The following is a 24638-nucleotide window of genomic DNA, read 5'->3' as shown; positions in this document are numbered from 1 at the left end:
CTTCGCCGATAGAGAGAAGTGCTTCGGCCATCAGATACAAATGTCACTCGAATGGCGTAGCGCCGGCCGACGCCCTGCGACGCCGACCGGCTCCCCCCTACACCCGATGGCCTTCCCCCTCGGCCATCGCACCCAGCGACCGTCCTTCGACGGCCACCGCGGACCGCACCCGAAGCCTCCCCCGAACCTCCTTCGGCGGTCCGCTCGACGGTGGCGTCCGGCGGCCCCCTCGGCTGCCGGTCACCACCAGCTCGTCAGACCAGCAGCTGGTCGATCTGCCCCTGCGCGTTCTCGCGGAAGGACACCGTCAGCCCGTTGGCCTTGGCCAGCACCGCCAGCCCGGTGAGCGGGCTGCGGCCCGACTCCACCGAGGCGAGGCGCTTCCAGCCCAGCCCCGCGACGAACGCCCACACACCCGGCCGTCCGCTGGAGGACATCAGGTGCGTGATGACGCGGTCGCGCACCCACGTGCCGCCGTTCTGCGGCAGCGACTGCCCGTTGCCGGGCTGCGGCGCGGGCGGCGGGGTGTTCGGATCCCACGCGCCGGTCGGCGGCGGAGTGTTCGGATCCCAGGCGCCGGTCGGCGGCGGGGTATTGGGATCCCATGCCCCGGTGGGCGGCGGGGTGTTGGGGTCCCATGCACCCGTCGGAGGCGGAGTATTGGGATCCCAAGCGCCCGTCGGAGGCGGAGTGTTCGGATCCCACGCCCCGGTGGGCGGCGGCGTGTTGGGATCCCACGCACCCGTGGGCGGCGGAGTGTTCGGATCCCAGGCCCCGGTGGGCGGGGTGTTCGGGTCCCAGGCGCCGTTGGGCTTGGTCACCGGTTGCGGCTCGGGCTCCTCCCCGGAGCCGGTCGCCGGGTTCTCGGTCTCACTCGTGGTCATCGCATCGCTCCCCTGCTCGCACGATCAGAAGGTGGTTTGGACCATTCGTAACTCGTAGTTCTCGACGTACGGACTGACGGGATAACCGCCCGCCCGCGCGTCCGCGAGCAGCGCCAGCTGGTGCGCGCCACTCGTCCCCCCAGAGAGCCGGGTCCACCCCAGGTTCTCCAGAAGCGCCCATCCGCGTCCGTCCTCAGCGGACGCGAACAGCCGGAGCGCGCGTTGCGCGGGCAGCCACGCGCGCAGGGTCGTGCCAGTGCAGCCGAGCGTGGTGGGGCGGGCTTCCGGATAGTCCTCGACGAACGCCTCCCCGTAGGCGATCCGGAAGAAGCCCCCCTCGCCCCAGCCGGTGCCCCACGAGTTCTTCCCGATCCAGCAACCCTGCTCGTCGTCCCAGCCGATCAGGGCGACGCAGTGCCCGCCGCGGGTCTCCTCGGTGGTGTGCCGGTAGACGCCGCCCGTGTAGTGGAAGAAGTCCTCGTAGACCACCATGCATGCGGTGACCGGCCCGTACCCGTAGATGTGGTGCTTGATCCCTGCCGGGTCACGGGTCAGGTCGACCATCTTCTCCGCGTGCACGACGCGGTGCGGCCAGTCCGGGTTCAGCCGGCCCCCACCGGTGTCGCTGTAGGGCCAGTAGTCCTCGAACGTGACCCCGGTGGAGACGCAGTCACCCAGCAGGTCGTCCGGCCAGGCCCCGTCCTGGCCGTTGATCTGCCGCGGGGTGCCCTGCCCGAAGAACAGGTGCGCCTCGGACAGGTCGAGGTTCAGCCCCGCCGCCCGCCGGGTGTAGGCCGCCGTCCCCTCGAGCACGGCCACCACCCCGAACGCGGTGCACGTGCCGCGTTCCCCCTGGTCCTTGACGGGCGTGGTGTAGTCGCCGCCGCACGTCCGCCGCAGGTCGAACGCCCGCGGCAGCTCCCCCGACGGCGCGTGCGGCGCCGTGCACTGCTGGCCGGCGGCCCCGAGTGCGGCTTCGGTCATCTGCCCCGGCAGTTCCGCCCTGGCTTCGACCTCGGCCACGCTCGGGGCCGGCACCCCCAGCCGCACCGCACGCGACTCGGCCCCCAGCCTGCTCAGCCGGGTTTCCCCGACCTGCCACGGTTCCCCAAGCGCGGCAAGGGATTCGCGGATCGCCGCGATCTCCTCTTCGCAGGGATGGTGGGTGCTCACTGCATCCTCCAACAGGGGGCCAACTCAACCGACGCTCCTATGACGCAGCAGGGGGCGGCGCAGATACACACCGGCAGAATTTTTTTGGAAGGGCCTGGTCGGATGCGGCTACTTTCACCCGTTCGGCGTAGCAGGCGCCTACTCGCCGTGGTCCCCGTGTCCGATTCGTTCAAGCCACGCGACGGGTGAGCGGGCAGACTTCGCGACATGACGACACTGCCTTCACGAGTGCTGAGCGTCCGCATCGAACGCCCCTACGACGAGGTCTACGGTTTTCTGACGGAGCCGGGAAGTTCTGCGAAATGGGCCTCCGGAATGGACAGCAGCGCGCCGGTCACGTCCGCGCCGCGGAACGAGTTCGGAGTGCTCGACCACACGGTTCACCTGCCGGGGCAGGACGTGCACGTGCCGATGCGCGTCGTCCGCAACGGTGACGGGACCGAGGTGCAGTTCACGCTGTTCCGCCTGCCGGACATGGACGACGAGCAGTACGCCGCCGACGCCGAGGCCGTGACGAAGGATCTCCGGACGCTGAAGGCGCTTCTGGAGGGTTAGCCCTTCGCGACGGAGACCGCTTGCCTGTTGTGCTGGCCGTTCTCGGCCAGGCGCAGGAGGTAGTCGGCGAGGTCGGCGCGGGAGATCGTGAACCTGCCGCGGACGTTCCGCCCGACGCTGTGTGCGATCCGTCCGGTGTGCGGCCCACGGGTCAGCCGCGGCGGGCGGACGATGGTCCAGTCGAGTGAGCTCGCGGTGATGCGCCGTTCCATTTCCAGCATGTCGGCGAAACCCTCACGCAACACCCGGATGAGGATCGGCTTGACGACCAGGCGGGTGAACAGCCCATCTCCCTCCGTGTGCATGCCACTGTTGCTGACGGCCAGCAACCTCCGGACGCCTGCCTCGTTCATAGCGGCGATGATGGAAGCGGCGCCGTCACGACAGACCCGGCTCGGGCCGCGGTCGCGTGGCCCGAGTGCGGTGAGGACGACGTCGCTCCCCCGTATCGCGTCGGCGATGGCTGCCGGGTCGAACACGTCCGCAGTGACCACGTCGAGCCGCTCGGGGGCGGGGAGGTCCAGTCGGGGGTGGATGGGTGCGTGGTGCTGGGTGAGGTCGGTGAGTTGAGCGCCCGCGGCCGGGCCGGTGTGCTGTGCCGCAGGGTTTTCCCACGTCACGCGGTCGTCCTGCGCTGTGCCACCGTCCGATACCGCACGGCCATCCTGCGCCGCGCTGCCTTCCAGTACCGCACGGTCATCCCGCGCTGTGCCACCTTCCGATGCCGCACTGCCGTCCCGCGCCGCGCCACCTTCCGGGGCCGCACTGCCGTCCCGCGCCGCGTCACCTTCCGGGGCCGCACTGCCGTCCCGCGCCGCGCCACCTTCCGGGACCGCACGGCCATCCTGCACCGGACTGCCTCCCTGCGTCGCCCGATCACCTTGTGCCGCGTCACTCGCGGGAGCGCCGCCCCGCGGCCGTACCACCGCGACGACGTGGTGCCCCCGCGCCAACCCCTGCCGGATGATCTCGCGCCCTGTTCCGCCGGTCGCGCCGAAAACCGTGAGTCTCATGCCTGACCTCCTCGGTTAGTGAGTGCTCACCAGCTATAGTTGGTGAGCACTCACTAACCCGTCAAGCAGGTACCGAGAAGGGGCTGAGACTTGGGCACGCGGGACGAGATCCTCGCGGCGGCGAGCCGCATCATGCGGGAGCGGGGGTACGCGCGGGCGACGACCAAGGAGATCGCCCGGGCGGCGGGGTACTCGGAAGCCGCGCTGTACAAGCACTTCGCCGACAAGGCGGAGATCTTCCTCGGGGTGCTGAACGAACAGCTGCCCGGACTCGGCACGGTGCTCGCCGAACTGGAACCGGGCAAGGGCACGGTGCACGCGAACCTGACCCGCGTCGCACGGGCGGCGCTCGACTTCTACACCGAGAGCTTCCCGATCGCCGCGTCCGTGTTCTCGACGCGCGAACTGCTGGCCGCACACCGGAAAACCGTGCACGAGCGCGGCGCCGGACCACGCACGCCGCACACCGAGCTCGTCCGGTACCTGCGGGGCGAGCAGAAGCTCGGCAGGCTGCCCCCGTTCTCCGACCCCGTCGCGATGACCGCCCTCCTGCTCGGCGCGTGCTTCCAGCAGGCGTTCCTGAACCACTACGAAGGCGAACTCCCGCTCCCCGGCCGCCTCGACGCACTCGCCCGGAGCCTGGTCAAGCCCCTCCTGCGCAACGGGGGGTGAAGCTGGTCGGACGCGCAGGAGCGGCTAGATCGGCGGCGCTTGACCGGTTGGCGTGCGGTGCTCGTCAGGGGCCGAGCAGCGGTGCGACGAGCTGCGACGACCCATCGGTCCCGCCCAGCGAGCGCCACACGCCCGGCTGGCGCAGTCGCACCGCCCAGGTCAAGCGCCTCCCACCCAGGCGACACCGTCACGGGGAAAGCCACGGCCGCTCGTCATGTGGAGGAGCTTCCGCAGCCTGCATGACCGCGGCGAACCACCACCGATCACTCCGCCTCTCGAACCGCTCGCCACCGCTCCACGATCCTCGGCATCTCCTCGGCCAAAAAGGCGAAGAAGTCGTGCGTGTCGCGCACCCGCCGGCCCGCCGGGGTGTCCGCCCCCAACGCCTCGACGCCCTCGGCGAGGTCGCCCAGCATCGCCTGGTACCGGTTGTCCTGCTTGGTGATCACCTCGTACCAGTACTCGCTGCGCACCATGAACCGGTCGCGCCGCTCGCCCGGGCGGCGCTCCCGCCGCACCAGGCCCACCTGCCCCAGGTACCGCACCGCCCCCGACACGGCCGCCGGGCTGATCCGCAGGATCTCCGTCAGATCTTGCGAGGTCAGGCTGCCCTCCGGACTGGCAAGCACCGCCGCGAACACCCGCGACGGCATGCGCGGCATACCGGCCTCCGTCAGCGCGAGCGCGAAGTTCTCGACGAACCGGACCACGGCGTCGTCCAGCGACACGGCGGGGTCGGTCGGCATCGGATCATCCTCTCTCATCCCCTCCAGTTTTCACTTGATCTTGACGTTTTCCTAACTTCACAAGTTTGTGAATTCAGCGTAGCTTCGCCGCCATGGACAACGCCATCTCCATCTCGGGCCTGCGGAAGTCGTTCGGCGCGACGCGGGCCCTCGACGGCCTCGACCTGGAGGTCGCCACCGGTGAGGTGCACGGCTTCCTGGGCCCGAACGGCTCGGGCAAGTCGACCACCGTCCGCATCCTGCTCGGCCTCCTGCGGGCCGACGCCGGGCACGTCCGCCTGCTCGGCGGCGACCCCTGGCGCGACGCGGCGACACTCCACCGCCGCCTCGCCTACGTGCCCGGGGACGTCAACCTCTGGCCCAACCTGTCCGGCGGCGAGGTGATCGACCTGCTCGGCCGCCTGCGCGGCGGGCTCGACGAACGCCGCCGCGCGGACCTGGTCGAGCGCTTCGACCTCGACCCGAAGAAGAAGGGCCGCACCTATTCGAAGGGCAACCGGCAGAAGGTCGCCATCGTCGCCGCCCTCGCGTCCCGCGTGGACCTGCTCGTGCTCGACGAACCGACCTCCGGCCTCGACCCGCTCATGGAGGCCACCTTCCAGGAGGTCATCCAGGAGGAACGCGAGCAGGGCCGCACGGTGCTGCTGTCGAGCCACATCCTCGCCGAGGTCGAGGCCCTGTGCGACCGCGTCAGCATCATCCGCGACGGCCGCACGGTCGAGTCGGGCACGCTGGGCGACCTGCGCCACCTCACCCGGACCTCGATCACCGCGGAGCTCGCCGGCCACCCCGACGGCCTGTCCTCACTGCCCGACGTGCACGACCTGCGGATCGAGGGCAGCCGGGTGCGGTTCGACGTCGAGACGCCCTCGCTGGACAAGGTGCTGCGCCGGCTGACCGACGTGGGCGTGCGCAGCCTCACCAGCCAGCCGCCGACGCTCGAGGAGCTGTTCCTGCGGCACTACCAGACCGAGGCGGCGGCGAAATGAACCCACTCGCCGGCACCGGTCAGCTGGTGCGCCTCGCCCTGCGGCGCGACCGGGTCGTCGTGCCGGTCTGGGTGCTGGTCCTCGGGGTGCTCCCGGCCGCGATCGCCGCGACGTACGAGCAGTTCTACCCCGACGCCGCCAGCCGCAGCTCCCTCACGACGGGCGCCGCGGCCAACCCCTCGGTCACGCTGCTCTACGGGCCCGCGTTCGACCTGTCCACGGCGGGCGGCTTCACCGCGTGGCGGATCCTCGCGTTCCTCTCCCTGTTCACCGCCCTGGCCTGCGTCTTCACGGTCACCCGGCACACCCGCCAGGAGGAGGACACCGGGCGGCAGGAACTGCTGTCGTCCGCCGTACTGGGGCGGTTCGCCGCGCTCACCGCGGCGCTGCTCGTGGCCGGAGCGGCCGCACTGACCACCGGATTGGTCGCCGTGATAACGCTTGTCGCGACAGGAATGCCGGCGGCCGGGTCTGTCGCGTTTGGACTCGGCATCGCCTCGACGGGCTGGGTGTTCAGCGCGGTGGCGGCGGTGACCGCGCAGCTCGTCGAGTACTCGCGCACCGCGAACGGGCTGGCCTCGGCGGTGCTCGGGCTCGCGTTCCTGGTGCGCGGCGTCGGCGACTCCGCGAAGGACGTCAGCTGGCTGTCGTGGCTGTCGCCGCTCGGCTGGGCTCCGCAGTTGCGGGCGTTCGCCGGGGAGCGCTGGGCAGTCGTGCTGCTGCCGCTCGCCGCGACTGTCGTGCTGTGCGGGCTGGCGTACGGGCTGCTGCCGCGGCGCGATGTCGGGTTGAGCATCTTCCCGTCGCGGCCCGGCCCGGCCACCGCCGCGCCCGGTCTGCGGTCACCGTTGGCGCTCGCGTGGCGGCTGCACCGCGGAACGCTGACGGGCTGGCTCGTCGGATTCGCGGTCATGGGCGCGGTGCTCGGTTCGCTCGCGAGCGGGATCGGCGGTCTCGTCGGGGACAGCCCGCAGATACGGCAGGTGTTCGAGCGGATGGGCGGCACGTCCGCGCTCGTCGACTCCTACCTCGGTGCGATCGCGGGCATCTTCGGGATGGTCGCGGCGGTCTTCGCGGTGCAGGCGAACCTGCGGATGCGAAGCGAGGAAACGGGTTTCCGGCTCGAACCGCTGCTGGCCACGCCCGTCCGGCGACTGCGGTGGGCGGCGAGCCACCTGGTGTTCTCGCTGCTGGGCAGCGCGCTGCTGCTTGTCGTCGCCGGCGTGGCCGCCGGGCTGCTGCACGGGTTGCGCGTGGGAGACGTCGGCGGTCAGGTGCCGCGCGTGCTCGGCGCGACGGTCGCCCAGCTGCCCGCGGTCTGGGTGGTCGCCGGGATTTCGGTGCTGTTGTTCGGAATCGTGCCCAAGGCCGCGACGGCGGGCTGGTCGGTCGCGTCGCTTTCGCTGGCGATCGCGCTGTACGGGCCGGCGTTACGGCTGCCGCAGGCGGTGCTGGACGTCTCGCCGTTCACGCACGTGCCGAAACTCCCGACCGCGACGCTGACGGTGACGCCGTTGGTGTGGTTGAGCGGAATCGCCCTCATCGCGCTCGTTGCGGGGTTGGCGGGTTTCAGGCGGCGGGACATCGGGTAATCGATTGCGCCTCGCAGTGGAGCCCGGGCCGGTCGGGGGTCCGGGCTCTTCGCGTACGGCACGCTTACGCCGACCAGGGCGCGGGTAGTCCGCCCGCATGAGCAGCGAGCTGATCGACCGCGTACCCAAGCAGATCTTCCTGGCCGGCCGCTGGCGGGACGCCGCGGACGGCAGCCGGTTCGCCGTGCAGGACCCCGGCAACGAGCAGCAGCTCTGCGAGGTCGCCGACGCTCAGGACGCCGACGCCCGCGAGGCCATCGAGGCGGCCGTTGCCGCGCAGGAGGAGTGGGGCGCGACCCCGCCGCGCGAACGCGGCGAGATCCTGCGCCGCGCATGGCAGCTCATGACCGACCGCGCCGACGACATCGCCCGCCTCATGACCCTCGAAATGGGCAAGAGCGTCGAGGAGTCCAAGGCCGAAGTCACGTACGCGGCCGAGTTCTTCCGCTGGTTCTCCGAGGAAGCCGTGCGCGTCGAAGGCCGCTACGGCCGCAACCCCGCCGGCACCGGGCGCATGATCGTCACGAAACGGCCCGTCGGCCCGTGCGTGCTGATCACGCCGTGGAACTTCCCACTCGCCATGGGCACCCGCAAGCTCGGCCCGGCCATCGCCGCCGGCTGCACGATGATCGTCAAGCCCGCGCAGCTCACCCCGCTGTCCATGCTCAACCTCGCGGCCCTGCTACAGGAGGCCGGGCTGCCCGACGGCGTGCTGAGCGTGCTGCCGACGACCTCCGCCAGCCGGGTCGTCAGCCCGGCGCTGGAGGACCCGCGCATCCGCAAGATGTCGTTCACCGGCTCCACCGAGGTCGGCCGCAAGCTGGTCGAGCAGTGTGCGCCGAACCTGCAGCGGATGTCGATGGAACTGGGCGGCAACGCGCCGTTCCTGGTGTTCGAGGACGCCTCGCTCGACGACGCCGTCTCCGGTGCCATCACCGCGAAGATGCGCAACAACGGCGAGTCGTGTGTGGCCGCCAACCGGTTCCACGTGCACTCCTCCATCGCCGAGGAGTTCGTGCGGCGGTTGACCGACGAGATGTCGGCGCTGAAGGTCGGGCACGGCACGGAGGACGGCGTCAAGGTCGGCCCGCTCATCAGCGCGGACCAGCGCGACAAGGTGGTGGAGCTGGTCGACGACGCACTTTCCCGCGGCGCGCGGGCCACGACCGGCGGAAAGCCGGTGGACGGCGAGGGCTTCTTCTACGCGCCGACCGTGCTCACCGACGTCCCGCCGGACGCGCGGATCCTGCACGAGGAGGTGTTCGGCCCGGTCGCGCCCGTGACCACGTTCGATACCGAGGACGAGGCGCTGCGCCTCGCCGACGACACGGAGTTCGGCCTGGTGGCGTACTTGTTCACCCGGGACCTCGACCGCGCCATCCGCGTCGGCGAGCGGGTGTCGACCGGGATGGTCGGCATCAACACCGGCATGGTGTCGAACGCGGCGGCACCCTTCGGCGGGGTGAAGCAGTCCGGGTTCGGCCGCGAGGGCGGCGACGAGGGCATCGAGGAGTACCTGGACGTGAAATACCTGGCACTGGGGCTGAAAGAATAGCAAAACAGACATTCCACGTTTCCGCTTGTTCGCGGAACCGGGATCGGCTTAGCTCCATCAGAGTGAGCATGAATTCGCCCGGGGACGCCGGTATAGCGGACATCAAGCACAAAGCCGAAGTGGCCAAGGCTCGGCTGCAGGAATTGTCGGCCACTTTGTCCAGTTCGGACGGCGCGGCGACCGTGACCGTCAACGCCAGTGGTGCGCTGCAGAAACTCGCCTTCGGGGCGAAAGCACGCGAACTGCCGCTGGAGCAGCTGGCGGCCACCGTCGTCGCCACCGCGCAACGCGCACAGGCGCAGGCGGCGCGGCAGATAACCGCGATCATGGCGCCGGTGATCGGCACCGACAGCGACGCGATGCATTTCCTGGAAGAGCAGTTCCCCGCGCCCGAAGTGCCGGAGGAACAACCGCCGCAGCCGGACCGCCGGCTCGTCCTCAATGAGGAACAGGCGGCGCCCCCGCCTCCGCCCGCGCCGCCGAAGCCGCCGCGACCGCAGCGCCCCCGGCCGGACGACGACGGCGACGACTTCGGTTCGTTCATGCAAAGGGGCTGGTGATGGCAGGCGGATACGAAGCGGACCTGAACGCGCTCGCGGCGCACGAGCCGGAGGTGCGCGAGGTCGCGGAAAAGGTGCACCAGGCGATCGACGCCACCGGCGCGGCGCAGGGCCTCGGCGACATGAACGCGTTCGGCATCGTCGGGCAGGTGGTGGCGCTGGGGGTGGAGTACTGGATCTCCAGCGCGACCAGCTTCGTCAAGGCCCTCGGCGACGCGGGCCACGACGTGGCCGACAAGGTCAAGACCACGCACGAGGCCCTGTCCACCCACGAAGAGAACTCGAAGGCGAAGCTCACCGCGATCGGTAAGGACCTCCAGGCATGACCTCCACCGAGACGACCACCGAGAGCGGCGAGAACCCGCTGGTCGCGACCTCCGAGTCACCCTCCGGCTTCACGACGGGCTTCGGCAAGGACGGCGCGAGCGCCATCGACAACGCACCCGCGCAGACCGCCGGATCGGGCCTGTTCAACGACGTCGCAACGACGGTCAAGGACTTCTCCGACGGCGACTGGGCCAACGCCGCGATGGACGTGGCAACCGACGGGCTGGATCTGCTCGGCGCGGCCATGAACCCGATGGATGCGTTAGCGAGCGCGGGAATCGGCTGGCTCATCGAACACATCAGCTTCCTCAAGGAGGGGCTGGACAAGCTCGCGGGCAATCCGGAAGCCGTCACGGCGAAGGCGCAGACCTGGCAGAACATCTCCAAGTCGCTCAACGAGACGGCCGACACCTACGAACAGTCGGCCGCCAAGACCGCTCAGTCCTACAAGGGCGAAGGTGGTCCGGCTGCCTACCAGAAGACTGCGCAGGGTTATGCCGACTCTCTGCGCGGCGCGGCCGGGCACGCGCAGAGTGCGTCCACGGCGATGCAGGTGGCAGCGGCGATCGTGGGCACCGAACGCGGCTTGATCCGCGACATGATCTCCGAGTTCATCGGCGATCTGGTCGTGAAGGGGCTCGCCGCAGCCGCGTCGGCACTGCTCACGTTCGGTGGCACCGTCGCGGCCTTCATCGCGGATTCCGTGGTCGAGGGCGGAATCCTCGCCGAGAAGATCAGCACCCGGATCGCGAAGATCGTGGCCAAGCTGGAGGCGCTGGCCAAGAACGCGAACAAGTCCAGGGCCGCCATCGAGGGTGCGGCCAACGCACTGGCCAAGGTCGGCAAGACCGCAGACAAGATCGTTGACAAGAGCCTCAACGCAGCCACCAAGGCCGAATCGGCTGCCAACAGTCTCACGCAGGCCGGCAAGGACCTGAAGGAAGCCACCGAGGCGAAGCGGACCGCGCAGGAGATCCGCGAAGCCACCGAGGGTGAGGCGAGCCCGCTCGACAAGAGCTTCCTCGACCTCGACAAATGGACCGAGGAAGGCCATCCCGCCAAGCCGAGCTACGGCGACGCCGTCGCGGTGGGCACCGAAGCCCGCCGCCAGGAGAACGAGCAGGCCGACCGGTCGAACGAAGCCGCCGAGTCCTACGAGGAGGAGCACGGCGAAGAGGAGTCCGACGGCGAGGGCGAGTGAGGTTTCGCCGGGCTACCTGAGCTGGAACGGACCCGCGGTACCCGTGCGCGCCCCGGCCCAGAGCTGGGGCGCGAACTGCTGGACCGCCTGGGCCACCCGGGCGACGGTGGCGGGTTGGGTCCCCAGGGACACGGTCTCGTTCCGTTCCCGGGTGTGCACCAGTACCTCGTCAATGCGCCGACGAGCCGCCCAGCTGCCCGGTGCTTTCCTGCTGATGCTGGTGTGCGCCGCCACGGAGGTGATGTCGTGCCAGCTGTAGGTGAACCCCTCGCCGCTCGGGTCGTCCCAGGTGAAGCTGTCCGCGTCGATCACGAAGTTCCGCTTCCGGCCGACCATGGGCAACCCCAGCACCGACACCACAGCCAGCAGGATGAACGGCGCGCCGAACAGGGTCAGGAAGACCTGCATGCCCACCTCGACCTGCTTCGACGTGAAGGCCGCCGCGATCATGGCCGCCCCCACGCATCCGGCTATCACGCCGCCGACGAGAACTTGCCCGACGGCCCGGCGGTTGACGTTCACCACCACCGGCGGGCGGGGGTCCGGCTCGGGGATCACCTGCGGTGAGACCCCGGGCGCGGCCACGAGCGCGTCCCAGTGACCCGACGGGATCCGCTGCCAGTCCTGCGGAGCCTCCGCGCTGATCGCTTCCGCGACACCCGCGGCGCGGGGGAGGCGGAACTTCACCGCCGAATTCCGGTGCAGGCGAACCAGAACGGGGCTCGTCACGTGGTCCGGAAAATCCTTCGATTTCGGGAAGAACACCAGGGCCGCCCCATAACGTTCAGGGGCGTCCGAATCGGAGTGATAGGCCAAAGCGCCCAATTTGTCCCAGGAGATCCGGAACGCCTTACCCATCGCACTGTCGAAAGTCTTGGTCTCGTAACCGACGTAGTCGCCGCTCACCACCAGATCGCGTGGCCACCGCAGCGAATCCCAGCCGAGCATCCGCAGCCCCATACCCAGCAGGAACACCACTCCAACGATGATCATCGGCACCGTGATCCAGCCGGTCCAGCCGCTCAGCGAACCCAGGAGCACCAGGCCGAGACCGACGATCAGGAAGTCCACCAGTACCGCGATCTGATCGGATCTCGTTTCCCAGCCGAGCCGAATTCGGGTCATGGTGGAGGAGTTTAGGGGCGAAGACCGTCCACGAGAATACGGGCCACCGCGCCCCGCGAAGTCTGGCGCCGAATGGCGAGGTGCCCCGCCAGCAACGCGGGCAGGTCCTCCGCAGCGATGTCGGCGCGGACGGCACCGCTCTCCTGCGCCCGGCGCAGCAGCTCCCCCAACCGCGAGTGGAACTCCGGCACCTCCGGCCTTGCCATCGCCTCGCCCGTGGATTCGAGGGCTTCGCACAGGGCCTTGTTCAACAGCGCCTGCTCGGCGACCGTCTCGAAGTACCCGAAGAACGCCTCACCCGGGTCCGGCGCGTCCAGCAGCGCCTCGGCCTGCCCCGCCAGCCGCTCGATGCTGTCCAGCACAACGGCCTCGAACAGCGACTCCTTGGACGGGAAGTGCCGGTACACCGTGCCCGCGCCGACGCCCGCGCGGCGCGCGATCTCGTCGAGCGGGACCCCGGGCCCCTCGTCCGCGAACGCCTCCTGCGCGGCCGCGAGCACGCGCGCGCGGTTGCGGCGGGCGTCGGCCCGCAGGGCGGGCCTCGGACTGTTCACCGCCCCGAGTCTACTGGCCCGCCTGCACCGTCGACTGCTCGAACAAGCCCGTCAGCCCGTGCCACACGCCGGGCACGAGCAGCACCCCGAGCACCATGAACACCGGAAAGACCAGCAGGTTCTCCACGCGCTTGCCGGTGCGGAACCGCAGGAACGACGGCGGCCGCAGCTCGTACCACGTCTCGCCCGCGATCGGCACCGGGAACAGGAACGGGCAACCGGCCTCGGTCAGCGCGTCGCCGAGGCAGTGTGTGACGCAGCCGACCGCGACGGCCAGCCCCAGCCAGCCGGTCAGCTGCTGCAGCTCGCCCTCCGCGCTCGCCGTGCGCGCCCACCACACCGCGGCCCCGGCGGCGACGAGCAACAGCCAGTCGCCCAGCGCGTCGGAAGCCAGCAGCAGCCCGAACACCACCACCCCGGCGACGGCGTACCAGCCGCCCGCGCGGGTGCCCCACATCGTGAGCGCCCCGAGCCCGGCGGCGAACAACACGGTGTGCGACAGGTGCCGGTGCATCCCGCGGTGCCGCTCGTCGCGCGGCCCCTTCGTGATCGCGTACAGGATCGAAGACAACCGGCGCAGCAGCCAGGACAACGCGCCCGTGACCGGCCCGAGCAACCGCGACGCGCCCGCTCCGGGATGATCCAGGTCGGGCAGCAGCGCGAAGCCGGCCGTCGTGGCGGCGAAAGCGACGGCCTGGTGCACCGAACTCGCGCCCACCAGCGGGGCGACGGCGAGTCCGGCACACCAGCCGGTGAGTGCGTGCGTGCGGCCCATCAACGGGGGGTCTCTCCTTTGCTTGATCAACACGGAGGTTATCGACGCCCTGCTTCGCGTGCCCTGGAGCGGGACCGCTGCACAACGCCAAGCCGTAACGCAGGGATAGCTGCGCGCGACTGGCACACCACGCGAGCATCTGGAGTGGACAATGACGTCGCAACCGAGCCCCCACTACTACCCCGGGCCACAGCCGCAACCGAGGCGCAGGAGGAACCCCACACCGTGGATCGTGCTGGTCATCGCCTTGGCTGCTGCCGCCACCTCGGTAACACTCGCCGCTACCGGGGTGTTCGGAGGCGACAGTCGCCAACTCACACCCGTCGCGTCTGAGATGTTCACCGTCCACGGCACTGTCACCGTCAACTGCAGCACCAGTTGCCTGGGCTACGGCGACATCACCGCCGGTGCGCAGGTCGAGATCGTCGACAACAGCAACAGCGTCCTGGCAGTCGGCTACCTCACCGGAGACAACGGCACCTACGACTTCACGGTCGAAGAGGTCCCCCGTGGGAGGCCGTTGTACGGCGCGCACGTGGGCAACGTGAACCGCGGCGTCATCTGGGAGTCCGAGGAGCAGGCGTCGACCACCGGATTCGCGCTGAGCATCGGCTGACCGGAACCGCCAGCAGCCTGCTTTCCCCCTGTCCTCGCCCTCGTCTGTATCGTCCCGCCCGCCGAGCAGGCGCGTGCGGCCCATCATGAGGATGATCTTGGCAAGAGGGTCTGACAGAAAGGACCACGGGATGAGTCCGGAGCTGCGGGAGTTCTGGCGGGAACGCCACCTGTGCACGCTCACCACGCTGCGCGCCGACGGATCGCCGCACGTCGTGCCCGTCGGGGTGACCGTCGACGAGGAGTTCCGCGTCGCGCGGATCATCTGCTCGCGTGACAGCGTCAAGGCGCGCAACATCCGCGCCGCGGGTGAGGCCCGGGTCGCGGTGAGCCAGGTGGACGGGCCCCGCTGGTCGACCCTGGAGGGCATCGCCGTCGTGCGCGAGGACCCGGAGTCGGTGCGGGAGGCGGAAGAGCGCTACGCCGCGCGCTACCGCCAGCCCCGCCCCAACCCCGAACGCGTGGTGCTGGAAATCCGGATCACCCGGACCCTCGGGATGGGCTAGCCGCGTGCAGCGTGCCGTTGAGGGTGGTGGCGGGCGGGGGAGCTAAAGCGCCTGCCACCAGGGGTCGATGGCGGGCACGTTGTCGAGGTCGATCCGTTCGCCGGGGCGGGGCACCGCGAGCGTGAGGTCGTGGGCCTTCGCCTCCCGCCACACGCGTTCCGCCGGCTCGTTCCACGCGTGCAGCGCCAGCCGGAACGTCGCCCAGTGCACCGGGACCAGCACGCCGCCGCGTACGTCGAGGTGCGCGGCGACGCCCTCCTCCGGCGTCATGTGGATGTCCGGCCATGACGGGTGGTACGCGCCGATCTGCACGAGCGACGCGTCGAAGGGCCCGTACTTCTCCCCGATCTCCTTGTAAGCGCCGAAGTAGCCGGAGTCGCCGGTGTAGAAGACGCGGCGGTTCGCGGTCGCGATGACCCACGACGCCCACAGCGTGTTGTTGCGGGTGAAGGCGCGGCCGGAGAAATGCTGCGCGTCGGCCGCGGTGATGCCCACCCCGGCGATCTCCGTGCGCTCGTGCCAGTCGAGCTCGATGATCCGTTCCACCGGCACCTTCCACCGCCGCAGGTGCGCGCCGACCCCGAGCGGGACGACGAACGGCGCCTGCTGCGTGCGGGTCAGCGTCCGGATGGCGGCCGCGTCGAGGTGGTCGTAGTGGTCATGCGACACGATGATCACGTCGAGCCGCGGCAGTTCCTCCAGCGCGAGTGGCGGCTCGTGCATCCGCTTCGGGCCCACGAGCCGGGACGGCGACGCGCGCTTCGCCCACACCGGGTCGATCAGGACCCGACGGCCCTCGATCTCGACGAGTGACGACGAGTGCCCGTACCAGGTGACGTGCAGTCCGTCTTGCGGGTGATCGGGCGCCGGTGGCACGAGTGGGATCGGGCCCGCCGGCTTGCGGCGCTGCCCGCCGAACAGCATCTCCCGGAGCAGGCTCCCTCCGCTGTTCACGTCCTGCGGTACTGGCGGGGCCAGGTTCTGGAACCGCCCGTCGCGGAACTGGGGGGACCGCTTCATCACCTCGAGGTCAGGGCGGCCGCCGAAGGCCAGGGGGATCTCCCACGCCGCCAAGGCCAGTGCACCCAGCGTCGCCGGGACCAGCCACCGAAGTCGTCTCGCCATAGCTCGAAACTACCTACTCCGGGTCGATCTTTCCTGAGACCGCGTTAACCCAGGTGAGCGAGCGGGCCGTTCGGGTTCGCGGGTGCGAGGCAGCTGAGCGGCGCGTCCACGAGCGAGCACGTCGCGGGTCCCTGGACGAGCCGGTAGCCGTCCGGCACGCCGCCGCGGGCGATGACGTCGCGGTACACGGGCACGGCGGCCGTGGGGCGCCTGGTCAGCGACGGGTCGGTGAGGGCGTCCACTGTGTACAGCCCGAAGCGCGGCCGGTAGCTGCCCCACTCGTAGTTGTCGGTGATGCTCCAGTAGTTGTAGCCGATCACGTCGATCCCGTCGGCCTTCGCCCGCTGCACCCAGAAGATCGAGTCGCGCAGGGCGGCTTCGCGCGTGTAGCCGTCCGCGCGGGGTTGCCCGTTGTCCGTGGGCATGCCGTTCTCGACGATGTACAGCGGCAGGTTCGGGTAGCGGTTCGCGTAGTAGCGCAGCGCGTCGTAGATACCTTCGGGCTGCAGCTTGATGTTCCACAGGTCGCCGGAGATCGCGTTGATCGCGGTGAGGTTGTCGAGGCTGACGCCGTAGTAGTAGTCGAGGCCGACGAAGTCGAGCTTGTCGCGGATCTGGTCGAGGACCAGGAAGTCGGTCACGGGGTTGAAGCCCGCGTAGAACGCCTGGTTGCTGGTGACCTTGCCGGTCGGGTCGAGGCTGTGGATGAGGTCGTACGCGCGGCGGTGGGCCTGGACGACGTCGGCCTCCCACAGCGGGATCTGCAGCGGGTTGAGCGCGCCGATCTTCAGTTCCTGGCTGAGGAACGCGACGGGCTCGTTGAAGGTCACCCACAGGACGCCGAGGTCGCGGTACCGCTCGACGACGTGGTCGGTGAAGGTGAGGAAGTCGTCGACGGACCGGGGATCGGCGAAGCCCCCGCGGTCGGCGACCCAGCCGGGGTAGACCCAGTGGCTGAGCGTGATCATCGGGGTCATGCCGGCGTCGCGGATGTGCCGCACGACATCGTCGTAGTAGGCCAGCTCGGCGGCGTCCCACACCCCGGGCTGCGGCTCGACGCGCGCCCACTCGACGCTGAACCGGAAGGTGTTGACGCCCATGTCCGCGGCGAGCTGGATGTCCTCGGCGTAGCGGTGCCGGAAGTCGACCGCGTTGCCGTACGGGTCGACGTCGCCGCTGCGCGCCACGTACCGGGACCAGTTGCTGTCGGGCGCGCTGCCCTCGGACTGGTATCCGGCGGTCGCGACACCCCAGTAGAAGGCGCGGGACCAGTCGTCGGCCTGCGCGGGCTGCCACGCGAGCAGGGAGAGGAGAGCGACCAGGACGACGGCGAGACTCCGGCGCAACATGCGAAAGAAATTTACGTTCGCCTCACGGCCGCGTCAATCGCCCCGCGTCTCCGAGACCAGCCACGCCAGGTACTCCGCGCTCCCGCCCTCGATGGGGGTTGCGATGATCTCCGGCAGGTCATAGCTGTGGGCTTCCTGCAGCAACGAGACGAGCGGCGGCACGCGGTCCGCCGCGGTCTTGATCTCCACCCGCCACTCGGGGTCCGTCCGGACCTCGCCCTCCCAGCGGTACACGCTGGTGATGGGCACGATCTGCGCGCACGCGCCCAGCTTCGCCTCCACCGCCCGCGCGGCCAGGTCCCGCGCGGCGTCCTCGCTGTCGGTCGTGGTGGTGACGACGACGTGCTCGGTCATGCGCCCAGCGTAAGGCCGTCAGGCCCAGCCGCCGCCGGGGCCGTGCGCCTCGCCTTCGGCCTCGTCGCGCGCCGCGCTCGCCTTGTGCGCCAGTGCGGCCACCGCCTCGGCCAACTCCTGGCGCACCTGCTCCGCGTCGCGCTCGGTGTCGACCGAGATCTCGATCTCGCACTGGTTCGCGCCGCGGTCCAGCACCCGCAGCGCACCGCCGTCGTCCCACGTGAACTGCCGTGAGGCGTGCTCCGTCCGCACCGTCTTCGCGCCCGGCAGCAGGGCCGCCAGGTCCGACGCGCTGGTCATGAAGGTGAACGCGTCGTCGGCGGGCAGGTCCGCGGGGGCGCTGTACTGAACGGTAGCCATGATCTGGGAGATAGCCGTGTGAACGACCACCTAAACGGGTACTTCGGTCTTCATGCGATTAGGCGTACTCGACATCGGTTCCAACTGCGCACAGCTCCAGATCGTCGACGCGAGCCCCGGCGCACCGCCGCTGCCCGCGCTCGCCGTGAAGGAGCCGACGCGGCTCGCGGAGCTGATCGAGGCGGACGGCTCCCTCTCGGAGGAGGGTGTGCACCGTGCCGTCGAGGCGGTCGACGTCACGCTCGCGGCGGCGCGAAGACACTGCGTGGAGCAGCTCTTCCTGTTCGCCACCTCCGCCATCAGGGACGCCACGAACCGCGACGACGTCCTCGACCGCATCGAGCAGCGCACCGGAGTACGCCCGCAGTACCTCACCGGCGAGGACGAAGCCCGCCTCACCTACGCCGCCGCGCACCGCTGGTACGGCTGGTCCGCCGGCCGCATCCTGGTCTTCGACATCGGCGGCGGCTCGCTCGAAATCGCACTCGGCCGCGACGCCGAACCCGACCTGACGCTGTCCCTCCCGCTCGGCGCCGGCCGCCTGACCCGCCAGTTCCTGCGGGACGACCCGCCGTCGCGGGGCCAGGTGAAGGACATGCAGCGGCACGTCCGCGACATGCTGCGCGAGGTCGCCGACCGGCTGCGCTGGGAAGGCCCCGCCTCGCGCGCCGTCGGTACCTCGAAGACGTTCAAGCAACTCGCCCGCCTCGCCGGAGCGGCGCCGCAGCGCAAGGGCCCCTTCGTCCGCCGCACGCTGCGCCAGGACGCGTTGGACCGCTGGATTCCGAAGCTCGCCGACCTGCGCGCGGCCGAACGCGCGCGCCTGCGTGGCGTGTCGGCGTCCCGCGCGCGGCAGATCCTCGCGGGCGCGATCGTGGCGAAGGCGACGATGAGCTCGCTGGACATCAAGGAAGTCGACATCTGCCCGTGGGCGCTGCGCGAGGGGATCATGCTGCACCACCTCGCCGGCCTGCAGGTCCACGACGGAACCCTGCCGCTGGAGACGATCCGGACGGTGAACCCGTCATCAGACGCCGCCGTGCTGCGTCCCGTGCCGGATCGCCTCAACGCCTGAGGTGTCGCCTCCTCACGCCGGGGGTAGCCGAACCCCAGGGACAGCGTGAGGAGGCACCATGGCCGAAACGGTCGGCGACTACCTGTTGCGGCGGTTGCGTGAGTGGGGTGTTGAGCAGGTTTTCGCCTATCCGGGCGATGGGATCAACGGGATTGTGGCGTCGTTCGGGAAGGCGGACAACCGGCCGCGGTTCGTGCAGGCGCGGCATGAGGAGATGGCCGCGTTCGAGGCGGTGGGGTTTGCGAAGTTTTCCGGTCAGGTCGGGGTGTGCCTGGCGACCTCGGGGCCGGGTGCGGTTCATCTGTTGAACGGGTTGTACGACGCGAAGCTGGATCACGTGCCGGTGGTCGCGATCGTGGGCCAGACCGCTCGGTCGGCGATGGGGGGTGCGTATCAGCAGGAAGTGGATTTGCAGGCGTTGTACAAGGACGTGGCCAGTGAGTATCTGGTCGAGGTCAACGTCGCCGAGCAGCTGCCCAACGCGCTGGACCGCGCGATCCGCACCGCACTCGCGAAGCGCGCCCCGACCGCGGTGATCATCCCGGCGGATCTGCAGGAATCCCCGTACTCCCCGCCCGGGCACGCGTTCAAGCAGGTGCCCTCGAGCGCGCCCGGGTGGCCGCATCCGGTGACGATCCCGCCGGAGGACGAACTCGCCCACGCCGCGGAAATCCTCAACGCCGGGGAGAAGGTCGCGATCCTGATCGGTCAGGGTGCGCGCAACGCCGCCGCCGAGGTGCGGGAGCTGGCCGAGGTGACCGGGGCGGGGGTGGCGAAGGCGTTGTTGGGTAAGGATGTGCTGCCCGATGACCTGCCGTATGTGACCGGGTCGATCGGGCTTTTGGGCACGCGCCCGTCGTATGAGCTGATGCGCGACTGCGACACCCTGCTGATCGTGGGCTCGAACTTCCCCTACAGCCAGTTCCTGCCCGAGTTCGGCCAGGCCCGCGCCGTGCAGATCGACCTGGACGGGTCGATGATCGGGATGCGGTATCCGACCGAGGTCAACCTGGTCGGCGAAGCCCAGGCCACCCTGCGCGCCCTGCTGCCGATGCTGACCCGCAAGCAGGACCGCTCGTGGCGGGAGACGATCGAGCGCAACGTCACCGACTGGTGGGACACCGTCACCTCGCAGGCGATGCTGAAGGCCAACCCGGTCAACCCGATGCGCATCGTGCACGAACTCTCCACCCGCCTCCCCGACGACGCCATCATCACCGCGGACTCCGGGTCCTCAACCAACTGGTACGCCCGCAACCTCAAGATCCGCGGCCGCGTCCGCTCGACGCTCTCGGGCACCCTGGCCACCATGGGGCCGGGGGTGCCGTATGCGATCGGGGCGAAGTTCGCCCACCCCGACCGGCCCGTCATCGCGCTCGAAGGGGACGGGGCGATGCAGATGAACGGGCTCGCCGAGCTGATCACCATCGCCCGCTACCGGCACCTGTGGACCGATCCGCGGCTGGTGGTGTGCGTGTTCCACAACAACGACCTCAACCAGGTCACCTGGGAACTGCGCGCGATGGGCGGGGCACCGAAGTTCGAGGAATCCCAATCCCTGCCCGACATCTCCTACGCCGAAATCGCCCGCTCCCTCGGCTTCGAAGCCATCGCCGTCGAGCACCCCGACCAGCTCGGCCCCGCCTGGGACCGCGCGCTGGCCGCCGACACACCCGCCCTGCTCGACGTGCGCTGCGACCCCGAAGTCCCACCCATCCCCCCACACGCCACCTTCGAACAAATGAAATCCGCCGCCGAAGCCGTCCTCAAAGGCGACCCGAACGCCTGGCACCTCATGGCCCAAGGCCTCAAAACCAAAGCCCAGGAACTGCTGCCGTCCCGTTGAGCCCACCACCTCGAAGGCCCTCTTCCCGCCGGGAAGGGGGCCTTCGGCATTGACGGGAGCCGCAATCGGTTCCTAGGCTGTCTTCATATCGAGTTACTGTCTACATATGAAGACGAGCTGATGAGCACTCCGCAGGAAACCGCAGACCTGCTCCGGCGCCGCATGGCCGCCGGAGTGCTGTCCTTCCCCCTGACCTCCTTCGCCGAAACCGGCGCACTCGATCCGGACGCCTTCCGCGCGTACTTCCGCACGCAGCTCGCGGCCGAGCCCGCCGCCGTGTTCGTCGCGTGTGGCACCGGGGAGTTCTTCTCGCTGACGCTCGACGAGTACACCGAGGTGGTGCGGATCGCGGTCGAGGAGACCGCGGGCCGGATCCCGGTGGTCGCCGGCGTCGGCTACGGCTGGGCGATCGCCGCGCAGTACGCCGCCCGCGCGCAGGAGGCCGGGGCCGACGGCGCCCTGCTGCTGCCGCACTACCTCGTCAAGGCGCCGGTCGACGGGCTCGTCGAGCAGGTGCGCAAGGTCGCCGAGGCCACGTCGCTGCCGCTGATCGCGTACCAGCGCGACTACGTCAGGTTCGACGCGGCGTCGGTCGCGCAGCTCGCCAAGATCCCCGGTGTCATCGGGCTCAAGGACGGTCACGGCGACCTCGACCAGCTGCAGCGCCTGCGGCTGAGCGCGCCCGAGGACTTCCTGTTCTTCAACGGCGTCGCGACCGCCGAGATGCAGGCCCGGGCCTACAGTTCGATCGGAATTCCGGCGTACTCCTCGGCCGTGCACGCCTTCGCGCCGGAGATCTCCAAGGCGTTCTTCACCGCGTTGCACGCCGACGATCAGTCCCGTGTGGACGATCTGCTGCGCCACTTCTACCAGCCGTTCGTGGAACTGCGTGACCGCCGCGCGGGCTACGCCGTCTCGCTCGTCAAGGCCGCGGCGCGGTTGCGCGACCTGCCCGTCGGACCGGTGCGCGCGCCGCTGACCGACCCCGCTCCCGAAGAGCTCACCGCCCTGAAAGCCCTGTTGGCCACCGGCCTCGACCTCGTCTGAGGAGGACACCGTTGTCCCGCATCGCCGAAGTACGCGTCACCCCCATCCTGATCAGCGACCCGCCCCTGCTGAACCTGCAGGGCGTCCACCAGCCGTACACCCCTCGCACGATCGTCGAGGTGATCACCGAGAGCGGCGCGGTCGGTCTCGGCGAAACCTACGGTGACACCGACTACCTCAAGCTCGCCGAGGCGTTCGCGCCCGAGCTCGTCGGCGCCGAACTGGTCGTCAACACCCTGCCCGCGGACGTCGCGCGCTGCCTGGAGCGCGTCGGCGCCGAGCGGGTCGACAACACCGTCCAGGCCGAGGGCCTGCGTGGCAGCCGGACGATGACGAAGATCGCGCTCAGCGTCTCATCGGCGTTCGAGGTCGCGATCTGGGACGCGCTCGGCCACGAGCTGGGCCTGCCGGTGCACGCGCTGCTCGGCGGCAAGGTGCGTGACGCGGTCGAGTACAGCGCGTACCTGTTCTACCGCTGGGCCGAGCACCCGGAACCGGACGAGCCGAAGGACGACTGGGGCGCCGCGCTCGACCCGGAAGGTGTTGTGGCGCAAGCGAAGCGCATGTCCGACGACTACGGCTTCAGCTCCTTCAAGCTCAAGGGCGGCGTGTTCGAGCCGAAGCAGGAGGTCGCCGCGGCCCGCGCGCTCGCCGAGGCGTTCCCCGGTCAGCCGGTGCGGCTCGACCCGAACGGCGCGTGGTCGGTCGCGACGAGCCTCGAAGTGGCGGCCGCGCTGGAGGACGTCCTCGAGTACCTCGAAGACCCGACCACGGGCACCGCGAACATGGCCGAGGTCGCGCGCAAGACGTCGCTTCCCTTGGCCACCAACATGTGCGTGACGGCGTTCGACGAGGTCCCCGAGGCGTTCAAGACCGACGCGGTGCAGGTCGTGCTGTCGGACCACCACTACTGGGGCGGGCTGCGTGCGACGCAGGACCTCGCCGCGGTGTGCCGGACCTTCGGCGTGGGGATTTCCATGCACTCCAACACGCACCTCGGTATCAGCCTCGCCGCGATGACCCAGGTGGCGGCGACGATTCCGGGCCTGCGGTACGCGTGCGACACGCACCGGCCGTGGCAGACCGAGGACGTGATCACGCAGCCGCACACGTTCTCCGGCGGGAAGATCGCGGTGCCGGACACGCCGGGGCTCGGCGTGGAGCTCGACCGCGAAGCGCTGGCGAAGCTGCACGAACGTTGGCAGCAAAGCGATGTCCGGCGCCGCGACGACGCGGCCGCGATGCGCCGCGTGCACCCCGACTTCACCGCGCCGAAGTTCCCCCGCTGGTAAGGCTCCCGAGAAAACGGAGACGTCGATGACGCTGTCTTCCGAAAACCCCGCCTACCGCAGCGCGGTGCGGAAGTTCTTCCGCCGCATGCTGCCGCTGGTGGTGTTCATGCTGGTGATCAACCAGATGGACCGCACCAACGTCGGGTTCGTGCAGACCCACCTCAAGACCGATCTCGGCATCGGCGCCGCGGCCTTCGGGCTCGGGGCCGGGCTGTTCTTCGTCGGCTACGCGATCTTCGAGGTGCCGAGCAACATGCTGCTCGAACGCTTCGGCGCCCGCGTGTGGCTGACGCGCATCATGATCACGTGGGGCGTGGTGGTGGCCGCGACCGCGTTCACCAACAACGCCACCACCTTCTACATCCTGCGGCTCCTGCTCGGTGTCACCGAGGCCGGGTTCTTCCCCGGGGTCATCTACTACTTCACGAAGTGGCTGCCCAACGCCGAACGCGGCCGTGCGACCGCGATTTTCCTCGGCGGGTCCGCGTCGGCGTACATCGTCACGGGGCCGATCAGCGGTGCGTTGCTGGAGATGCACGGCGTCGGCGGCATCGCCGGGTGGAAGTGGATGTTCCTGCTGGAAGGCGGGGCCTCGGTGGTGATCGGCATCGTCGCCGGGTTCTTCCTGGTCTCGCGCGTGCGGGACGCGAAGTGGCTGACCGACGAGGAGAAGTCGGCGTTGAGCGCGGCGGTCGAACGCGACGAAGCCGTGCGCGACGACAAGAAGACCGCGCACGTGCCGCGCTGGAAGCTGGTCGCGAACCCGCAGGTGCTGTTGCTGTGCTGGCTGTTCTTCGCGATGTCGCTCACCGGGTACGCCATCACGTTCTGGCTGCCGAGCATCGTCAAGAAGATCCCTGGCACGTCCGACTTCACCGTCGGCCTGCTGTCGGCGATCCCGTGGATCTGCGCGATCATCGCGATGTACACGCTCGCCTGGTACACCGACCGGACGGGCAGGCGGCGGCCGTGGGTCGCGGTCGGGCTGGTGCTCGGCGCGGTGGGCACGTTCCTCGCGACCGTCGGACCACCGTGGTTCGCGCTGGTGGCGCTGTGCCTCGGCGCGACGGGCTTCAAGTGCGCGGCGTCGGCGTTCTGGCCGCTGGCGCAGCACAGCCTGGACCTGAAGATCGCCGCCGCGGGCATCGCGCTGATCAACTCGCTCGGCAACCTCGGCGGTTTCGTCGGTCCGACGCTCGTGGGAGCGGTCGAACAGAGCACGGGCAGCACGGCAGGCGGCCTGTACGTGCTGTCGATCGTGTCGGTGCTGGCCGCGGGCACGGTGTTCCTGGTGCGGGCGCGGTACATGCCCGCGCGCTCGCGGATCACCTCCCCGGTCGTCCAGTGA

General features: G+C 69.9%; 26 protein-coding genes. 15 read left to right on the top strand and 11 right to left on the bottom strand.

What is annotated here, in order from left to right:
* Positions 1-254 precede the first annotated feature (254 nt).
* Together FHX82_RS02620 and FHX82_RS02615 are read right to left on the bottom strand one after the other, a co-directional pair.
* The gene (locus FHX82_RS02620) at positions 255-884 is read right to left on the bottom strand and encodes a hypothetical protein (protein WP_145935348.1); all 630 of its coding nucleotides are present in this window, start codon (positions 882-884) and stop codon (positions 255-257) included.
* Between the two features lie 24 nt (positions 885-908).
* The gene (locus FHX82_RS02615) at positions 909-2057 is read right to left on the bottom strand and encodes a C1 family peptidase (RefSeq protein ID WP_145935347.1); all 1149 of its coding nucleotides are present in this window, start codon (positions 2055-2057) and stop codon (positions 909-911) included.
* Positions 2058-2264: 207 nt separating this feature from the next.
* On the opposite strand from FHX82_RS02615, the gene FHX82_RS02610 reads away from it, so the two are divergent.
* Complete coding sequence (locus FHX82_RS02610; protein ID WP_145935346.1) at positions 2265-2612, top strand: SRPBCC family protein; 348 nt, start codon at positions 2265-2267, stop codon at positions 2610-2612.
* On the opposite strand, the gene FHX82_RS02605 is transcribed toward FHX82_RS02610, so the two are convergent.
* Positions 2609-3232 (bottom strand): NAD(P)-dependent oxidoreductase, encoded by a 624-nt coding sequence (locus FHX82_RS02605; protein ID WP_145935384.1) that lies wholly within the window; start codon positions 3230-3232, stop codon positions 2609-2611. The two genes, FHX82_RS02610 and FHX82_RS02605, sit on opposite strands and share 4 nt — an antisense overlap.
* Positions 3233-3715: 483 nt before the next feature.
* Between FHX82_RS02605 and FHX82_RS02600 the strand changes: the two genes are divergently transcribed.
* Positions 3716-4297, top strand: coding sequence for a TetR/AcrR family transcriptional regulator (locus FHX82_RS02600; RefSeq protein WP_145935345.1), 582 nt, complete (start codon positions 3716-3718; stop codon positions 4295-4297).
* 263 nt (positions 4298-4560) lie between these two features.
* Here the strand turns inward: FHX82_RS02600 and FHX82_RS02595 are convergent, their stop codons facing one another.
* Positions 4561-5043: a GbsR/MarR family transcriptional regulator gene (locus tag FHX82_RS02595; RefSeq protein WP_221215313.1), complete on the bottom strand. Its 483-nt coding sequence runs from the start codon at positions 5041-5043 to the stop codon at positions 4561-4563.
* 92 nt (positions 5044-5135) lie between these two features.
* On the opposite strand from FHX82_RS02595, the gene FHX82_RS02590 reads away from it, so the two are divergent.
* From FHX82_RS02590 to FHX82_RS02565, 6 genes are all read left to right on the top strand, one after another.
* Positions 5136-6032 carry an ABC transporter ATP-binding protein gene (locus tag FHX82_RS02590; RefSeq protein ID WP_145935344.1) on the top strand — a complete coding sequence of 299 codons (897 nt, stop codon included), beginning with the start codon at positions 5136-5138 and terminating at the stop codon, positions 6030-6032.
* Positions 6029-7624, top strand: coding sequence for an ABC transporter permease (locus FHX82_RS02585; protein ID WP_145935343.1), 1596 nt, complete (start codon positions 6029-6031; stop codon positions 7622-7624). Before FHX82_RS02590 ends, FHX82_RS02585 begins: the two co-directional genes overlap by 4 nt.
* 97 nt (positions 7625-7721) lie before the next feature.
* Positions 7722-9179, top strand: coding sequence for an NAD-dependent succinate-semialdehyde dehydrogenase (locus FHX82_RS02580; protein WP_145935342.1), 1458 nt, complete (start codon positions 7722-7724; stop codon positions 9177-9179).
* A gap of 68 nt (positions 9180-9247) precedes the next feature.
* A complete protein-coding gene (locus tag FHX82_RS02575) occupies positions 9248-9739 on the top strand; it encodes a YbaB/EbfC family nucleoid-associated protein (RefSeq protein ID WP_145935341.1) in 492 nt (163 codons plus the stop codon).
* Complete coding sequence (locus FHX82_RS02570) at positions 9739-10065, top strand: hypothetical protein (RefSeq protein WP_145935340.1); 327 nt, start codon at positions 9739-9741, stop codon at positions 10063-10065. Before FHX82_RS02575 ends, FHX82_RS02570 begins: the two co-directional genes overlap by 1 nt.
* Positions 10062-11267, top strand: a complete 1206-nt coding sequence (locus FHX82_RS02565) for a hypothetical protein (protein WP_145935339.1) — start codon at positions 10062-10064, stop codon at positions 11265-11267. The genes FHX82_RS02570 and FHX82_RS02565 overlap by 4 nt, the downstream gene beginning before the upstream one ends.
* Positions 11268-11279: 12 nt before the next feature.
* On the opposite strand, the gene FHX82_RS02560 is transcribed toward FHX82_RS02565, so the two are convergent.
* From FHX82_RS02560 to FHX82_RS02550, 3 genes are read right to left on the bottom strand one after another with little or no spacing between them, the layout of a single operon-like run.
* Positions 11280-12392: a hypothetical protein gene (locus FHX82_RS02560; protein ID WP_145935338.1), complete on the bottom strand. Its 1113-nt coding sequence runs from the start codon at positions 12390-12392 to the stop codon at positions 11280-11282.
* An 11-nt stretch (positions 12393-12403) separates the two neighbouring features.
* Positions 12404-12946 carry a TetR/AcrR family transcriptional regulator gene (locus tag FHX82_RS02555; RefSeq protein WP_145935337.1) on the bottom strand — a complete coding sequence of 181 codons (543 nt, stop codon included), beginning with the start codon at positions 12944-12946 and terminating at the stop codon, positions 12404-12406.
* A gap of 10 nt (positions 12947-12956) precedes the next feature.
* Positions 12957-13721 (bottom strand): metal-dependent hydrolase, encoded by a 765-nt coding sequence (locus tag FHX82_RS02550; protein WP_145935336.1) that lies wholly within the window; start codon positions 13719-13721, stop codon positions 12957-12959.
* 232 nt (positions 13722-13953) lie between these two features.
* On the opposite strand from FHX82_RS02550, the gene FHX82_RS02545 reads away from it, so the two are divergent.
* Together FHX82_RS02545 and FHX82_RS02540 are read left to right on the top strand one after the other, a co-directional pair.
* Positions 13954-14337, top strand: a complete 384-nt coding sequence (locus FHX82_RS02545; RefSeq protein WP_145935335.1) for a hypothetical protein — start codon at positions 13954-13956, stop codon at positions 14335-14337.
* 130 nt (positions 14338-14467) lie between these two features.
* The gene (locus tag FHX82_RS02540) at positions 14468-14842 is read left to right on the top strand and encodes a PPOX class F420-dependent oxidoreductase (protein ID WP_145935334.1); all 375 of its coding nucleotides are present in this window, start codon (positions 14468-14470) and stop codon (positions 14840-14842) included.
* A 42-nt stretch (positions 14843-14884) separates the two neighbouring features.
* Here the strand turns inward: FHX82_RS02540 and FHX82_RS02535 are convergent, their stop codons facing one another.
* The 4 genes from FHX82_RS02535 to FHX82_RS02520 are packed head-to-tail and all read right to left on the bottom strand — an operon-like array spanning position 14885 to position 18030.
* The gene (locus FHX82_RS02535) at positions 14885-15967 is read right to left on the bottom strand and encodes an MBL fold metallo-hydrolase (RefSeq protein ID WP_145935333.1); all 1083 of its coding nucleotides are present in this window, start codon (positions 15965-15967) and stop codon (positions 14885-14887) included.
* A 44-nt stretch (positions 15968-16011) separates the two neighbouring features.
* Positions 16012-17316 (bottom strand): glycoside hydrolase family 1 protein, encoded by a 1305-nt coding sequence (locus tag FHX82_RS02530; RefSeq protein WP_145935332.1) that lies wholly within the window; start codon positions 17314-17316, stop codon positions 16012-16014.
* A gap of 33 nt (positions 17317-17349) precedes the next feature.
* Entirely contained in the window at positions 17350-17670 is a 321-nt protein-coding gene (gene cutA, locus FHX82_RS02525) for a divalent-cation tolerance protein CutA (RefSeq protein WP_145935331.1), read from the bottom strand.
* Between the two features lie 18 nt (positions 17671-17688).
* Positions 17689-18030: a hypothetical protein gene (locus FHX82_RS02520; protein WP_145935330.1), complete on the bottom strand. Its 342-nt coding sequence runs from the start codon at positions 18028-18030 to the stop codon at positions 17689-17691.
* Between the two features lie 52 nt (positions 18031-18082).
* Here FHX82_RS02520 and FHX82_RS02515 point away from each other — a divergent pair, with 52 nt between their 5' ends.
* The 5 genes from FHX82_RS02515 (at position 18083) to FHX82_RS02495 (ending at position 24638) form a co-directional block, all read left to right on the top strand.
* On the top strand, positions 18083-19105 hold the full coding sequence (locus FHX82_RS02515) for a Ppx/GppA phosphatase family protein (protein ID WP_145935329.1): 1023 nt from the start codon (positions 18083-18085) through the stop codon (positions 19103-19105).
* 58 nt (positions 19106-19163) lie between these two features.
* A complete protein-coding gene (locus FHX82_RS02510) occupies positions 19164-20951 on the top strand; it encodes a thiamine pyrophosphate-requiring protein (protein ID WP_183176435.1) in 1788 nt (595 codons plus the stop codon).
* Between the two features lie 120 nt (positions 20952-21071).
* Positions 21072-21998 (top strand): 5-dehydro-4-deoxyglucarate dehydratase, encoded by a 927-nt coding sequence (locus tag FHX82_RS02505; RefSeq protein WP_145938426.1) that lies wholly within the window; start codon positions 21072-21074, stop codon positions 21996-21998.
* A gap of 11 nt (positions 21999-22009) precedes the next feature.
* Entirely contained in the window at positions 22010-23290 is a 1281-nt protein-coding gene (locus FHX82_RS02500) for a glucarate dehydratase family protein (protein ID WP_145938427.1), read from the top strand.
* A gap of 25 nt (positions 23291-23315) precedes the next feature.
* Positions 23316-24638: an MFS transporter gene (locus FHX82_RS02495; RefSeq protein ID WP_145938428.1), complete on the top strand. Its 1323-nt coding sequence runs from the start codon at positions 23316-23318 to the stop codon at positions 24636-24638.

The organism is Amycolatopsis bartoniae (assembly GCF_014191255.1).
Classification (GTDB): domain Bacteria; phylum Actinomycetota; class Actinomycetes; order Mycobacteriales; family Pseudonocardiaceae; genus Amycolatopsis_E; species Amycolatopsis_E bartoniae.
Note: the sequence above shows the minus strand (reverse complement) of the source record. Positions and strands in the feature narration are given on the sequence as shown.

Coding starts and splice junctions, on each gene's coding strand:
- FHX82_RS02585 (WP_145935343.1), top strand. CDS start 6,029: ATGAACCCACTCGCCGGCACCGGTCAGCTGGTGCGCCTCGCCCTGCGG.
- FHX82_RS02590 (WP_145935344.1), top strand. CDS start 5,136: ATGGACAACGCCATCTCCATCTCGGGCCTGCGGAAGTCGTTCGGCGCG.
- FHX82_RS02610 (WP_145935346.1), top strand. CDS start 2,265: ATGACGACACTGCCTTCACGAGTGCTGAGCGTCCGCATCGAACGCCCC.
- FHX82_RS02535 (WP_145935333.1), bottom strand. CDS start 15,967: ATGGCGAGACGACTTCGGTGGCTGGTCCCGGCGACGCTGGGTGCACTG.
- FHX82_RS02620 (WP_145935348.1), bottom strand. CDS start 884: ATGACCACGAGTGAGACCGAGAACCCGGCGACCGGCTCCGGGGAGGAG.
- FHX82_RS02495 (WP_145938428.1), top strand. CDS start 23,316: ATGACGCTGTCTTCCGAAAACCCCGCCTACCGCAGCGCGGTGCGGAAG.
- FHX82_RS02560 (WP_145935338.1), bottom strand. CDS start 12,392: ATGACCCGAATTCGGCTCGGCTGGGAAACGAGATCCGATCAGATCGCG.
- FHX82_RS02575 (WP_145935341.1), top strand. CDS start 9,248: ATGAATTCGCCCGGGGACGCCGGTATAGCGGACATCAAGCACAAAGCC.
- FHX82_RS02520 (WP_145935330.1), bottom strand. CDS start 18,030: ATGGCTACCGTTCAGTACAGCGCCCCCGCGGACCTGCCCGCCGACGAC.
- FHX82_RS02510 (WP_183176435.1), top strand. CDS start 19,164: ATGGCCGAAACGGTCGGCGACTACCTGTTGCGGCGGTTGCGTGAGTGG.
- FHX82_RS02515 (WP_145935329.1), top strand. CDS start 18,083: ATGCGATTAGGCGTACTCGACATCGGTTCCAACTGCGCACAGCTCCAG.
- FHX82_RS02540 (WP_145935334.1), top strand. CDS start 14,468: ATGAGTCCGGAGCTGCGGGAGTTCTGGCGGGAACGCCACCTGTGCACG.
- FHX82_RS02505 (WP_145938426.1), top strand. CDS start 21,072: ATGAGCACTCCGCAGGAAACCGCAGACCTGCTCCGGCGCCGCATGGCC.
- FHX82_RS02595 (WP_221215313.1), bottom strand. CDS start 5,043: ATGCCGACCGACCCCGCCGTGTCGCTGGACGACGCCGTGGTCCGGTTC.
- FHX82_RS02565 (WP_145935339.1), top strand. CDS start 10,062: ATGACCTCCACCGAGACGACCACCGAGAGCGGCGAGAACCCGCTGGTC.
- cutA (WP_145935331.1), bottom strand. CDS start 17,670: ATGACCGAGCACGTCGTCGTCACCACCACGACCGACAGCGAGGACGCC.
- FHX82_RS02550 (WP_145935336.1), bottom strand. CDS start 13,721: ATGGGCCGCACGCACGCACTCACCGGCTGGTGTGCCGGACTCGCCGTC.
- FHX82_RS02530 (WP_145935332.1), bottom strand. CDS start 17,316: ATGTTGCGCCGGAGTCTCGCCGTCGTCCTGGTCGCTCTCCTCTCCCTG.
- FHX82_RS02570 (WP_145935340.1), top strand. CDS start 9,739: ATGGCAGGCGGATACGAAGCGGACCTGAACGCGCTCGCGGCGCACGAG.
- FHX82_RS02580 (WP_145935342.1), top strand. CDS start 7,722: ATGAGCAGCGAGCTGATCGACCGCGTACCCAAGCAGATCTTCCTGGCC.